At 72.1% G+C, this 12197-nt stretch carries 14 protein-coding genes; 8 read left to right on the top strand and 6 right to left on the bottom strand.

Annotation, left to right across the window (positions count from 1 at the left end):
* Positions 1–6 precede the first annotated feature (6 nt).
* The 4 genes from DSM104299_RS20600 to DSM104299_RS20585 are packed head-to-tail and all read left to right on the top strand — an operon-like array spanning position 7 to position 4879.
* On the top strand, positions 7–1578 hold the full coding sequence (locus DSM104299_RS20600; protein WP_349294597.1) for a class I adenylate-forming enzyme family protein: 1572 nt from the start codon (positions 7–9) through the stop codon (positions 1576–1578).
* Positions 1579–1610: 32 nt separating this feature from the next.
* Positions 1611–2051 (top strand): MaoC/PaaZ C-terminal domain-containing protein, encoded by a 441-nt coding sequence (locus DSM104299_RS20595; RefSeq protein WP_272473535.1) that lies wholly within the window; start codon positions 1611–1613, stop codon positions 2049–2051.
* A complete protein-coding gene (locus tag DSM104299_RS20590) occupies positions 2051–3628 on the top strand; it encodes an acyl-CoA carboxylase subunit beta (protein WP_272473534.1) in 1578 nt (525 codons plus the stop codon). Before DSM104299_RS20595 ends, DSM104299_RS20590 begins: the two co-directional genes overlap by 1 nt.
* Before the next feature lie 3 nt (positions 3629–3631).
* Positions 3632–4879, top strand: a complete 1248-nt coding sequence (locus DSM104299_RS20585; RefSeq protein ID WP_272473533.1) for an alkene reductase — start codon at positions 3632–3634, stop codon at positions 4877–4879.
* On the opposite strand, the gene DSM104299_RS20580 is transcribed toward DSM104299_RS20585, so the two are convergent.
* Together DSM104299_RS20580 and DSM104299_RS20575 are read right to left on the bottom strand one after the other, a co-directional pair.
* The gene (locus tag DSM104299_RS20580; protein WP_272473532.1) at positions 4765–5736 is read right to left on the bottom strand and encodes a fumarylacetoacetate hydrolase family protein; all 972 of its coding nucleotides are present in this window, start codon (positions 5734–5736) and stop codon (positions 4765–4767) included. The genes DSM104299_RS20585 and DSM104299_RS20580 overlap by 115 nt on opposite strands.
* Complete coding sequence (locus DSM104299_RS20575; RefSeq protein ID WP_272473531.1) at positions 5733–6695, bottom strand: hydroxymethylglutaryl-CoA lyase; 963 nt, start codon at positions 6693–6695, stop codon at positions 5733–5735. The genes DSM104299_RS20580 and DSM104299_RS20575 overlap by 4 nt, the downstream gene beginning before the upstream one ends.
* 48 nt (positions 6696–6743) lie before the next feature.
* Here DSM104299_RS20575 and DSM104299_RS20570 point away from each other — a divergent pair, with 48 nt between their 5' ends.
* The gene (locus DSM104299_RS20570; RefSeq protein ID WP_272473530.1) at positions 6744–7346 is read left to right on the top strand and encodes a biotin transporter BioY; all 603 of its coding nucleotides are present in this window, start codon (positions 6744–6746) and stop codon (positions 7344–7346) included.
* A 23-nt stretch (positions 7347–7369) separates the two neighbouring features.
* Here DSM104299_RS20570 and DSM104299_RS20565 read toward each other — a convergent pair whose 3' ends face one another.
* The 3 genes from DSM104299_RS20565 to DSM104299_RS20555 form a co-directional block, all read right to left on the bottom strand.
* Positions 7370–7678, bottom strand: coding sequence for a DUF1214 domain-containing protein (locus DSM104299_RS20565; RefSeq protein ID WP_272473529.1), 309 nt, complete (start codon positions 7676–7678; stop codon positions 7370–7372).
* A 627-nt stretch (positions 7679–8305) separates the two neighbouring features.
* Positions 8306–8752, bottom strand: coding sequence for a hypothetical protein (locus DSM104299_RS20560; protein ID WP_272473528.1), 447 nt, complete (start codon positions 8750–8752; stop codon positions 8306–8308).
* A 5-nt stretch (positions 8753–8757) separates the two neighbouring features.
* Positions 8758–9273 (bottom strand): hypothetical protein, encoded by a 516-nt coding sequence (locus DSM104299_RS20555; protein ID WP_272473527.1) that lies wholly within the window; start codon positions 9271–9273, stop codon positions 8758–8760.
* A gap of 427 nt (positions 9274–9700) precedes the next feature.
* On the opposite strand from DSM104299_RS20555, the gene DSM104299_RS20550 reads away from it, so the two are divergent.
* From DSM104299_RS20550 to DSM104299_RS20540, 3 genes are all read left to right on the top strand, one after another.
* A complete protein-coding gene (locus DSM104299_RS20550; RefSeq protein ID WP_272473526.1) occupies positions 9701–9922 on the top strand; it encodes a hypothetical protein in 222 nt (73 codons plus the stop codon).
* 433 nt (positions 9923–10355) lie between these two features.
* The gene (locus DSM104299_RS20545) at positions 10356–10484 is read left to right on the top strand and encodes a hypothetical protein (RefSeq protein WP_272473525.1); all 129 of its coding nucleotides are present in this window, start codon (positions 10356–10358) and stop codon (positions 10482–10484) included.
* 266 nt (positions 10485–10750) lie between these two features.
* Positions 10751–11587, top strand: a complete 837-nt coding sequence (locus tag DSM104299_RS20540) for an inositol monophosphatase family protein (RefSeq protein WP_272473524.1) — start codon at positions 10751–10753, stop codon at positions 11585–11587.
* 120 nt (positions 11588–11707) lie between these two features.
* Here the strand turns inward: DSM104299_RS20540 and DSM104299_RS20535 are convergent, their stop codons facing one another.
* Positions 11708–11887: a hypothetical protein gene (locus DSM104299_RS20535; RefSeq protein ID WP_272473523.1), complete on the bottom strand. Its 180-nt coding sequence runs from the start codon at positions 11885–11887 to the stop codon at positions 11708–11710.
* Positions 11888–12197 lie beyond the last annotated feature (310 nt).

The following is a 12197-nucleotide window of genomic DNA, read 5'->3' as shown; positions in this document are numbered from 1 at the left end:
GAACGAGTGCTTGTTCGTTTACGATACACGAAACCACGAACCCGGGAGAATGCGGCTGTGCTCACGCTTGGAGAGGTGCTGGAACGCAACGCTCGGCGCCATGCCGATCGCGTGGCGATCATCGATGAGACGACCAGCCGCACGCACCGCGAGCTCGCCACCCGTGCCTGGGGGCTGGCGGAAGGGCTGCGTCGCGAGGGCGTCGGGGCGGGCGACCGGGTCGGCGTCCTGGCCCAGAACGGCGCCTTCGGGGCGGAGTGCGTGATGGCCGCCGCGGCGATCGGCGCGATCGCCGTCATGTACAACTGGCGCTGGGCCACTCCCGAGCTCGTCTTCGCGCTCAACCAGTCGCGGCCGGCGGTCGTGCTGGTCGACGGCCACCATCGCGCCGACCTCGACGCGGCGCTGGCCACCGGCGACGTCGGCCCGACGTTCGCGGTGGTCGACGAGCGCAGCGACTACGCGTCGCTGCTGGTCGCCGGCGCGGGACCGCCGGCGCTCGCGGTCGACCCGAGCGCCCCCGCGGTGATGCTCTACACGGGCGGGACGACGGGGTTCCCGAAGGGCGTGCTGCTCTCGCACGCCAACGTGATGGCCAATGCGTTCAACGAGATCGTCGACACCGACATGCGCGACGACGACCGGACGCTGTGCATCGCGCCGATGTTCCACTCCGCCTCGCTGCTGTGCTGGTTCATGCCGCACATGGTCCTGGGCGCCTCGGCGGTGCTGGTGCGGTCCTTCGACGAGCGCGAGGTGGCGCGCACCATCGCCGACACCGGCGTGACCAACGGGTTCCTGGTGCCCAACATGGTGCGGCGGATGCTGCACGCCGGGGCGCTCGAGGACTGCGCGAGCACGCGCCTGCGGCGGATCTACGTCGGCGGCGCGGCGTTCCTGATGGAGGACAAACGGGCGGTCGCGGCCGCGGTGCCCGGCGTCTCCCTCTACTACCAGTACGGCCTCACCGAGGCGGGGCCGATCGTCACCCGCCTGCGCCCGGAGGACATGTTCCGGCCCGAGCTCGACGGCTCGATCGGGCGCGAGTTCCTGCTCTGCTCGGTCGAGGTCCGCGAGCCCGACGGGACGCCGTCGCCGGCCGGGGAGCCGGGGGAGATCCACGTCAAGGGCCCCAACGTGATGCTCGGCTACTTCGAGGACCCCGACGCCACGGCCGATGTCCTGTCCGACGGCTGGCTGCGCACCGGTGACGTCGCGGCGCGCGACGCGGAGGGCTACCTGTTCTTCCGCGACCGAACCAAGGACATGATCAAGACCGGCGGGGAGAACGTGCACAGCGCGGAGGTCGAGCACGTGCTCTACACCCATCCCGCCGTGGCCGAGGCCGCGGTGCTCGGCGTGCCCAGCACCGCCTGGGACGAGGAGGTCTGCGCGGTGGTCGCCGTCAAGCCCGGCGCCGACGTCACGATCGACGCGCTGCGCGAGCACTGCCGCGCCCAGCTGGCCGGCTACAAGGTGCCCAAGCGCATGGTCCTGGTGGGCCTCGACGACATGCCGATCAGCCAGACCGGCAAGGTCCTCAAGCGCGACCTGGCGGAGCGTCAGCTCTTCGCTTGACAAGCTAACGCTTGTTCGTCAAAGTCCGTTCGGTGCCTCCGTGGACATTCGTCATTGATCAAGAGTTCGAGAGCGCCGCGCTCACCGTCACCGAGACCCATGTGGTCAGCTGGGCGGGGCTCACCGGCGACTGGGTCGCCCTGCACACCGACGCCGAGGCGGCGGCCCAGTCGGCCTTCGGCGAGCGCGTGGCGCACGGTCCGCTGACGCTCGCGCTCGCGCTCGGCCTCGTCACGCAGTGCGGGGTGTTCACGGGCAACGTCGTCGCCTGGCTCGGCCTCGACGGCGTGCGCGCCAGCGCGCCGGTCCGGTTCGGCGACACGATCCGCGCGCGCGTCCGCGTCGCCGAGCTGCGCCCCGCCGCCCGCGGCGAGCGCGACGTCTGCCGGCTGCACTACTCCGTCGTCAACCAGCGCGAAGAGGAAGTCATGACCTTCGACAACACCCTGCTCCTGAACCGGGCGGCCGCCTGATGTCCACGACCGTCCCGCCGCCCGCCGACGTCGACCAGGAGGACGTTCGGACCGTCCATGAGCGGGTCGCCGACGTCGTCGCGACCGCGCTCCTCGGTGGCCCGGCCAAGCAGCGCGAACGCCACCAGGCCGCGGGCAAGCTGCTGGTCCGCGACCGCCTCGCCCTGCTGCTCGACGAGGAGCCGTCGTTCGAGGACGGGCTCCTCGCGCGATCGGCCGAGGGCCTGCCCGGCGACGCCGTCGTGTGCTGTGTCGGCACGATCGGCGGGCGCGAGGTCTGCGTCATCGCCAACGACTACACGGTCAAGGCGGGCACGTGGGGCAAGCGCACCTTCGAGAAGATCACGCGCATGCAGGACCTGGCGGACGAGATCGGCGCGCCGCTGATCTACCTCGTCGACGCAGCGGGCGCGCGGATCGACGAGCAGTTCGAGAGCTACGCCGGCCGTCGCGCGTGGGGCAACATCTTCTACAACCAGATCCAGGTCTCCGGGCGCGTGCCGCAGGTGTGTGCGCTGTTCGGCCCGTCGCCCGCGGGCTCGGCCTACGTGCCCGCCCTGTGCGACTACACCGTGATGGTCCGCGGCAACGCCACGGCCTACCTCGGTGCGCCACGCCAGGCCGAGATGGTGACCGGCGAGCGCGTGACGCTGGAGGAGATGGGCGGCGCCGAGATGCACTGCACGGTGTCCGGGCTCGGCGACCTGCTGGTCGACACCGAGGAGGAGGCGATCGCGGCGCTGCGCGTCTGGCTCTCCTACCTGCCGAGTCGCTGGGATCAGCGGCCGCCGCGCGTGACGGCGCGCCCGCCGCGCGCCGACGCGCGCCCGGTCGAGGAGATCGTGCCGGTCCGGGAGGCCCAGGCGTTCGACATCGAGGAGCTCATCGAGGCGGTGGTCGACGAGGGCAGCTTCTTCGCCTACAAGCCGCTGTTCGCGCGGGAGCTGACGGCGGGCTTCGCCCGGCTGGGCGGCGAGAGCGTCGGCATCATCGCCAACCAGCCGACCCAGAAGGGCGGCGTGCTCTTCTCGGACTCCTCCGACAAGGCCGCCCGCTTCGTCTGGATCTGCAACGCCTTCAACATCCCCTTGCTGTTCCTGGTGGACATCGCCGGGTACATGATCGGCAGTGCGGTCGAGCGCGACGGCATCATCCGCCACGGCGCCAAGATGCTCTTCGCGGTCGCCGAGAGCCGGGTGCCGCGGATCGCCGTGCTGGTGCGCAAGGCCTATGGCGGCGGGTACCTCGCGATGTCGGGCAGCCCGATGGGCCCTGATGCGGTCCTGGCGCTGCCGACTGCCAAGCCCGCGCTGATGGGTCCCGAGGCCGCGGTGAACGCCATTCACTACAACAAGCTCGCGGCGATCGAGGACCCCGAGGAGCGAGCTCGCGTCGAGGCCGAGCTGCGCGCCGAGTACGACGCCGACATCGACGTGCTCAAGATCGCCAACGAGAACGCGGTCGAGGCCGTCGTCCAGGGCGACGCGCTGCGCGACGAGCTGATCACGCGGTTCGCGCTCTACCGCCGTCGCCCCGCCGAGCCCCACGTGCGCCGCAACGGCGTCTACCCGGTCTAGGTCGTGACGGATCCGTTCCTGGCACCGGCGCTGCTCGGGCGCCTGGCCCTCGCCAACCGCGTCGTGATGGCGCCGATGACCCGCAGCCGCGCGGTCGACGCCGCCACGCCGCATGCCGCCGCGGCGCTCTATTACGCCCAGCGGGCGAGCGCTGGGCTGATCGTCTCCGAGGGCGTCTGCATCTCGCCGACGGCCGCGGGCAACCCGGACCTGCCCGGCCTCTGGAACGAGCGGCAGGTCGCCGCGTGGCGGCAGATCATCGACGCCGTGCATGCCGCCGGCGGGCGGATCGTCGCCCAGCTCTGGCACCTCGGCCGCGCCGGCCTGCCCGAGCTGCTGCCCGACGGCGCCGCGCCGGTTGGGCCGTCGGCCGTCGCGATCGACACCACCACCTACCTCGCGCGCCGTCAGGTGCCCTACGTCGTGCCGCGGGAGTTGAGCGTCGCCGAGATCGGCGCGGTCGTCGAGGAGTTCGCGAGCGCCGCCCGCCGCGCGCGCGACGCCGGCTTCGACGGCGTCGAGCTGCACGGCGCCAACGGCTACCTCATCGACCAGTTCCTCCACGCCTCCTCCAACCGGCGCACCGACGCCTACGGCGGGACGCCGGTCGCGCGAACCCGGTTCCTGCGCGAGGTCGCCGAGGCCGTCTGCGCGGTGTGGGGGTCGGGGCGAGTCGGCGTCCGCCTATCGCCGACGAGCAGCTTCCAGGACATGCACGACCCCGACCCGGCGGAGCTGTTCGGCGCGGCGCTCGACGCGCTGTCGCGGCGCGAGCTCGCCTACGTCCACGTCGTCGAGCCCGGTGTCTCGGGCGCGCAGGGGACGGGCGAGGACCGCACTGGCCAGATCGACGCGGGCTGGGTCCGGCGGCGCTGGGACGGCGGGCTGATCGCCACCGGCGAGCTCGACCGCGAGCGCGCGGCGGCGATCCTCCGCCGCGGCGATGCCGACGCGGTCGGCTTCGCGCGGCTGTTCCTCGCCAACCCGGACCTGCCGGCGCGGCTGGCGTCCGGAGCGGCTTGCAACGAGCCCGTGCGCGAGACGTTCTACGGCGGCGGCGACGAGGGCTACATCGACTACCCGACGCTGCACGCAGCGGCGCTTCTCGATCACCTGGTCGAGGGCGGCCACGCCGATCACGTGGCCGGCGTCGCCCCGCTTTCGGGGGCGACGCCGGTCCACGACTGGCCGCTCGCCTGGGCCGCCGCACGCGTGCGGCCGGGTGTGGGTCGGGGCGCTCTCGCGAGCTGATCGATCTCGGCGGCAACGGGGTTGGTCAGCACGCCGAGGCCCGGCGCCGCGACCTCGACGACATCGCCCGCCGTCAGCCAGCGCGGAGGGTCCATGCGGCTGCCGATCCCGCCGGGCGTGCCGATCGCGATCACGTCGCCCGGCGCCAGCGCGGTCCAGGTCGAGCAGTAGGCGACGATCGTCGGGATGTCGAAGGTGAGGTCGTCGAGTCGGCCGCGCTGGCGCTCGTCGCCGTTGACCGTCGTGGTCAGCTCGAGCGAGCGCGGGTCGCCGACCTCGTCGGCCGTGACGAGCACCGGCCCCAGGCCGCCCGTCGCCGGGAAGTTCTTGCCCGGCGTGAACTGGCCAGCATGGTTCTGGAAGTCGCGCAGCGTCGCGTCCTGGAAGAGCGTGTAGCCCGCTACGGCGTCGTGCGCGTCGGCAGTCTCGACCGCGCGCGCGTGGCGCCCGATGACCAAGGCGATCTCGCCCTCGTAGTCCAGGCACTGCGACGCCCGCGGCAGCAGCAGCGGCCGGCGATGGCCGACGAGCGTGTCGGCGAAGCGCGTGAAGATCGTGGGGTGCGGGGCGGCGTCGCGGCCGGTCTCGAGGCGATGTGCCTCGAAGTTCAGCCCCACGCAGAGCAGCTTGGCGGGACGCGGGACGACCGGGAGCAGCTCGAGGTCGTCGAGCGCGATCGGCGGCGCACCGCCGTCGGCCGCGCGGGCGAGCGCCGCGGGGTCCGGGTCCGCGAGGTAGGCGGCGAGGTCGGGCCAGCGGCGCGCGCCGTCGCCGGCGAGCGCGTGCAGGGCGCCGTCGGCGACGACGCCCCAGAGCTCGGCGTCGTCGCCGGGGCGGCGGGCGGTCGCGAGCTTCATGCCGCAACCTGGCCGCCGCGGATGGCGCGGAGGCTGCCGCCGCGGGTGAGCTTGCCGGGCAGCCGGTGGCCGACGATCTCCTCGGCCATGCGCGCGCAGTCGATCATCCGCTCGAGGTCGATGCCCGTGTCGATGCCGAGCTCCTCGCAGAGGAAGACGACCTCCTCGGTGCAGACGTTTCCGGCGGCACCGGCGTGCCCGGCGAACGGGCATCCGCCCAGGCCCGCGCAGGCGGCATCGAAGTGGTCGACGCCGAGCGCGAGCGCGGCGTGCACGTTGGCGACGCCGAGGCCGCGGGTGTCGTGGAGATGGAGACCGAGCGGGAGGTCGGGCCAGCGGTCGCGCACGGCGCCGACGACGCGCTCGATGGCGCTGGGCGCCGCGTGGCCGACGGTGTCGGCGAGGAAGACGCGGGGCCGTGGCAGGCCGGCGCCGTCGACGAGCTCGAGGATGAAGGCCACCATGTCGATCACCGTGGCGACCGGCACCTCACCTTCGAAGTTGCAGCCGAACGCGGTCATCACGTAGCCGCTCTCGACCGGGATCCCGGCGGCGACGTAGCGCTCCAGCCAGCGCCGCTGCTCGTCCTGGGTGGCCACGATCCCCTTGCCCGTGTTGTTGGTGCTGAACGTCTCCGATGCGGTGACGCGGATGGCGCCGACGGTGTCGAGCGGCAGCGCGAGGGCGCGGTCCAAGCCGCGCTCGTTGAGCCACAGGCCGGTGTAGCGGATGCCGGGCACGCGGTGGATGCCGGTCGCGACGGCGTCGGCGTCGGCCATGCCGGGCACGCGCCGCGGATCGACGAACGAGACGCAGTCGATCTTGCGCACGCCGGTGCCGGCGAGGGCCTCGACGAAGGCGACCTTGTCGGCCGTGGAGATCGGGCCGGGCTCGATCTGGAAGCCCTCGCGCGGGCCTTCCTCGTTGATCGTCACGGTGGCTGGGAAGTCGGTGGGCACGGTCGCCAACGATAACGAACAAGCGTACGTTTGTATATGCTCGTCGCCATGCTGACCTCCTCCACAGCCCTCGCGCCCGCTCCGATCGTGCTTGCCGACGCGCTGCCCGGCGCACGCGTCCGCGACCTCCTGCTGATCCTCGGTGGCGCCGGCCTGACGGCGCTGCTGGCGCAGGTCAGCGTGCATGTCCCGCCGTCGCCGGTGCCGGTGACCGGGCAGACGCTGGCCGTCGGCCTGGTCGGCGCGACGCTCGGCGCGCGCCGCGGCGCCGCGGCGCTGATGCTCTACGTGGTGGCCGGGCTCCTCTTGCCCGTGTACGCCGACGGCGCCTCCGGCTGGTCGGTCGTCTGGGGTGCGAGCGGCGGCTACCTCGTCGGCTTCGTGCTCGCGGCCGCCGCGATCGGCGCGCTCGCCGAGCGAGCGGCCGACCGGCGCGTCTTGACCGCCCTGGTTTCCTTCGGCATCGCCCAGCTCATCGTGTTCGCCTGCGGGCTGGTCGGCCTCAAGCTCGCGGTCGGCCAGTCGTGGTCGTGGACGATCCACAACGGCTTCACGATCTTCCTGGCGGGCGGCGTCATCAAGGCGCTCGTCGGCGCGGCCGTGCTGCCGTCCGCGTGGCAGCTCGTGCGCCGCTCCGGCCACTGGCTCTAGCTGCCACGCGCCGCTCGGTGCGGTCACCGGCATCCGAATCGTCGGCAGCCGCGACAACTGGGCTCTGGGGCGACCAGCGCCGCCCCCCAGCCGCTTCGCATGGCATGCAGGAGGTCGGCGGCGGGCTGGCTATCTTGGCTGCGGGTCACGGCGTCGTCGATCGTCACCGACCAGAACAGCTGGGCGGGCACCAGCAGCGGAACCCGCAACCGGTAGGAGTTGCTGCCGTCGAGGTAGGCCCCGTCGGTTTCGCGTAGCCCGAGCCGATAGGCCGTGCGCGCGCCCTCGCCCCGGCAGAACATGACCGGCGATGCCGCGATGGCCTGAAGCACCACTTCTCGCGTGCCTCGACGTCGAGCCGGCCGTCGATCTCGACCGTGGGCCTCCGCGGGCGCCGGACTGGGTGCGTGGACGCTGCCCCGACCGGGAGTCGGAGCACCTCGCGGCGCGCCGACTCCCGTGGTTTCAGCTTCCGCAGCGCGCGCACGGCACGGGCTCACGCGTGCGACGTCGTTCGCGACATGCCTGCGGACGCGCCTAGACGCCCCAACGTCCCCGTGACCGACTCAGGGTGCGTTGCGACGCGTCGAGCGCCGGTCGCACGGGGCTGTGCGCGCACCTGAATCGAGCGGACCGGGACGCGCTCCAGGCCCGCGCGACGCGGTGGGCTCGGCGGCGGACCCGCGCGTGATGCTGAAACCGCCGATCGACACGCTGCCGGCGTGCAGCGCAGGAAGCGCATCGAGCGGTTGTCCGCTGGCATGCCGAACAGGACCATCCGTGCGCCTGGGCTGCCTCCTCGAGATCGAGGTCGATCAGCTCGGTGCGCTGGGAGTCGTCCGGCGACGGCGGCCGCCTCCAACCGGTCCCGATGTCGCGCGCGCAAGCATGATCCATCGGCGTCGCTTCATCCGACGGTCCTTGCGAAGTTGTAGGTGATGTGCTCGCTCGCGCCGATGTCAGCGCGCCCTGCTCGACACGACCGCCCCCGCATGCTCACCGGAGTCCAGGCGGATCATGCCCATGGCGACGAAGCCGTGGTGAGTGTCGCGCAGGCGCACGCCGCCGGTCTGATGCAGGAAGCGGCCGTCGCCGGTCCGCTCGGCGTCGACCGTCGACAGCTTGGTTTCCATGTACTTGTCGGTGCCGTGCCAGCGGGTGCCCTTGGAGCTCGTGATCGCGCACAGCTCGCGACCCTCGTCGTACACAGACAGGTGACCGAGCACCGTGCGCTTGCCGCCGATCTTCGCGACGAGCGGGCGCGGTGCCGACAGCGGGTGGGTCTTCTTGCACGGGCGCGCAGGCTGGGCGCCGTCGGCGTCGGACGTCGCGGTCGTCGCCCACGCGGCGCCCAGGAGACCGGCGACGACCGCGGCCACGGCAGGGAGGGAGGTGGGGCCGGACATCGCCATCAGGCTTTGCCCTCGATCCGGGTGATGCGGTGTCCGTGGCGGTCGTATGCGCTGAAGTACCTGATGTCTGCGGAGGAGGTGGTCAGGAGGTCGGCACCGAAGTAGCGCACGTCCATCTTGAGGACGTGGCGCCACGCGCGCGGTCCCGGCTTGGTCAGGATCTTCAGGTGCTTGCCGTCGGCGAAGGTCAACCGGACGTCGTGGGCCCGCGCGTCGACGATTCCCGCCGCGACGGCCGAAGTCACGGCGTCGCCTTCGTGGCTGGTCGCGGTCAGGGGAAAGAGGCCGTGGTCCACGCGCAGGCTGCCGGCCGCGCAGCCGCCGGCGGTACCGCCTGCGGTGCCGTTGGTCGGCGCGGTGTCGATCTCGATGCAGACGCCCTTGACCGCTCCGATGTCCTGGTGGCGGATGGAGAGCGCCCACGTCCCGCCCGTGCCGAGGGTCCCGTCGATGATCGGAGTGCCCGCTGCGGCGGCGGGGCCGGCGGTGGCCGAGGTCAACGCCGCCGCCGCCAAGGCGACGAGGGCGATGCGTCTGGAGATTGCGGTCGGCATGGCCGCGAGGCTATGACGTGGCGCTCCGGGCGTAACGCCGATTGGTGGCGGGCGCGATTAACGGATGCGATCAATTGAGCCCGAGGCCTGCCGGCCGCGGCGCGTCCACATCGTCGACCCGCGTCTGCTGTGGACGCGCTGACGCGCCCTTCGCTGGATCCGTGAGGCGCCGTCGGGCGCTTCGCTGGAACCGGCGAAGAGCTTGAGCGCAGCGGAGTTTGGCGCCTCACGCGCGCGGCATTACCGTTTGGCGCCCTTCTTCTTCTCTGCCCTCTCGCGCCCGTCTCTGCAGTACCGCCGAACCGGCAACCGCCATTCGGCTCGCGCCGGTCGTCACCGACGACCGCCTTGCGCTCGGGCCCTTCCAACGCCCAAGCGAGGAGGAACGATGTTGTTCGACTCCGAGCAGCTCGAGCAGCTTCGCCGCAAGATCGGCAAGCGCCTGGCGAGCCTCTCGCCGCGGCAGCGCTGGCTTGGTGTACCCCTCGTCCTGCTGGCCGCCGCCTCGTCGGCAACGTCGTCGCCCAGCCCGCCGCGCTGGTCGAGCACCAGCTCGGGCTGCGGCGTCGCCGCGTCCGGAGTCGCAGTCGCGGCCGGGTTCGGGCCCTGATCCTCGGTTGTCCGCCACGCCGTTCCGGCTTTTCGAGCCGGACGAGAACCGTTTGAGGCGCCACGTCTCGGAAGGACGCCGGGTGCAACTCCCGGCACGGCGACCGCGCCCGGGTCTTCGGGTGCCAGAAGACCAACTTCAACCTGGAAGGACATGACCTTGCCATTTCAGACACCGCCCGATGGGGCCACCGAAGGCGTCGTGCCGTTCGGCATCCACGATGTGCTCACCGACGTGGGCGAACCTGGACCCGCCACCCTTCCTGGCGCGGCGTGTCCAAGGGCCTGACGACCCGGGGCACGGGACTGGCGGCACCGCGAAGTCGTCGGTGGTCCCACGTTCGACGCCGACGTGGCGTTGCCGCCTGTCGTCCGTCGCGGCTGCCTGGCGCTTACCCGCGCGTTGGGCCCTGGAGTTCGCCGCGATCGATCTGGTGATCGACCAGGGCGGGAAGTTCTGGTTCCTCGAGCTCAACCCCAACGGCCAATGGGGGTTCATCGAGCTCGAGGCCGGCCCGCCGATCGGCGCCGCGATCGCCGAGCTGCTGCAGCTGGCTGCCTAGCAGCCCGGTCAGCGACGCGCGTCGCGTCGGAGAACGCGAGCCCAAGGCTCGTTGGAAGCGGCGCCCTCTGGCGCCCAAGATGAAGTCGAAAAGACTCCAAATGATCAGCAATAACAACTAGTTCTGAACAACGAAGTGCGCCTGAGGCCCCGCGGGCTGACGGTCACCGCGGGCGACGATCGTGCCGCTCGACGCAACGCGCGACGCATCGGCGCCGCGCGACCCGGCGGGGGCGAACGTCCCACCGCCGGGAGGAGGTAAGCACCATGGACATCAACGTTTCGCGCAACGGGCTCGGCGACGAGCTGGCCGTCGCGTCCAGCATCACCGACGAGGTGAGAGACCTCATGCTGCGCGCCGATCTCACCGCCGCGGAGGTCAAGCCTGACGGGCACCTCGTGACCGAACTCGACCGGGCGATCGACGCGCTCGTCCGGCGCCGCCTCGCCGAGGCGCGTCCCTACGACGGCGTGATGACCGAGGAGAGCGACCCATTCGAAGGGCGCTCAGGCCGCACGTGGGTCTGCGACCCGCTGGACGGGACCCGCGCGCGCGACCTCGGCGTACCGGTTTGGAACTTCGCGCTCGCGCTCGTCGGGCCGGACGGGTGGCCGCTCGTGGCCACCGTGCTCAACCCGCTGCTCGGCCGGTCGGGCGAGCGCTTCGCCGCGGTCCTGGGCGGCGGCACGTTGTGCAACGGCAAGCGCGTGCGGGTCGCGCCGCCTGCGGCCCTCGGCGTGCCGATCAAGGTTGGGGGCACAGGCGACGGCCGCGACGCGCCCGGATCGGTCCGCGACACGTTCTTCACGCTCGACGCCGCGGGATCGCCCCCAGCCATGCGCCGTCGCAGTGGGGTGCCGACGGTGTTCAAGGGCTGCCGCGTCGCGACTGGACAGCTCGACGCGGCGATCTACTGCGGCCGCCACGCCTGGGACGCAGCGGCCATCGCCCTCCTCGTCACCGAGGCGGCCGGCCGCGCAACCAGCATCGACGGCAACGTCCAGCGCTATGACCGCGAGGTGCGCGGGCTCGTCGTGTCCAACGGCTCGTGCCACGACCTGGTCACCGCCGCGGCGACCGCCGCTTACCGGGACCACTTCTGATCCGGACATCCCGGGCTTGACCCGCGACGTCCGCCCACGCCCCACCCAAGGCATTGGAGCGGTATCGATAGACACACCTGATCGTGGGAAGAGGACGGCCATGGGCGCAGCGCCCGTGCGTCACTGTCCTCGGCCGTCGCGGCCGGTGAGACGACCCGCGACGTCGCCCTGGTGCCCGACCCGGGCGACGGCGAGGCTGCGGGCCGAGCCGGCCCCGGCGAGGCCGTACGTCAACGTCATCGACCACAACCGGCAGGATCCCGGCGTCCCGGACCGCGACGCGTCGACGGCCCGGGTCATGCAGCTCGCGGGACCTCGGTCCCGCCCCGGCTCGCAGAGCTGACCTGACGGGCCCGCGCTCTGCCGCGGCCCCGTCTGTCGGCTGCGCCCTCGACCCCCAGCGGAAGGCTGCGGCCCTTCAACAGCCAATCGCCGCTGCTCGGACAACGCCGCGCAAAAGCACTGATCGATCCGAAGCTCGACCGACAGCGCGAGACCATCCCGTCCTCCCCCACGTGGGAGGGCGGGACGGTCTCACGTTGGCGAACCCACACCCGCTGGAACGGTCGGCTCCCCTTTTTTGATTGTGGTACTGATCAATCACGATCTC

It is taken from the genome of Baekduia alba, from assembly GCF_028416635.1.
GTDB classification, from domain to species: domain Bacteria; phylum Actinomycetota; class Thermoleophilia; order Solirubrobacterales; family Solirubrobacteraceae; genus Baekduia; species Baekduia alba.
Note: the sequence above shows the minus strand (reverse complement) of the source record. Positions and strands in the feature narration are given on the sequence as shown.

Coding starts and splice junctions, on each gene's coding strand:
- DSM104299_RS20590 (WP_272473534.1), top strand. CDS start 2,051: ATGTCCACGACCGTCCCGCCGCCCGCCGACGTCGACCAGGAGGACGTT.
- DSM104299_RS20580 (WP_272473532.1), bottom strand. CDS start 5,736: ATGAAGCTCGCGACCGCCCGCCGCCCCGGCGACGACGCCGAGCTCTGG.
- DSM104299_RS20570 (WP_272473530.1), top strand. CDS start 6,744: ATGCTGACCTCCTCCACAGCCCTCGCGCCCGCTCCGATCGTGCTTGCC.
- DSM104299_RS20560 (WP_272473528.1), bottom strand. CDS start 8,752: ATGTCCGGCCCCACCTCCCTCCCTGCCGTGGCCGCGGTCGTCGCCGGT.
- DSM104299_RS20550 (WP_272473526.1), top strand. CDS start 9,701: ATGTTGTTCGACTCCGAGCAGCTCGAGCAGCTTCGCCGCAAGATCGGC.
- DSM104299_RS20540 (WP_272473524.1), top strand. CDS start 10,751: ATGGACATCAACGTTTCGCGCAACGGGCTCGGCGACGAGCTGGCCGTC.
- DSM104299_RS20535 (WP_272473523.1), bottom strand. CDS start 11,887: ATGACCCGGGCCGTCGACGCGTCGCGGTCCGGGACGCCGGGATCCTGC.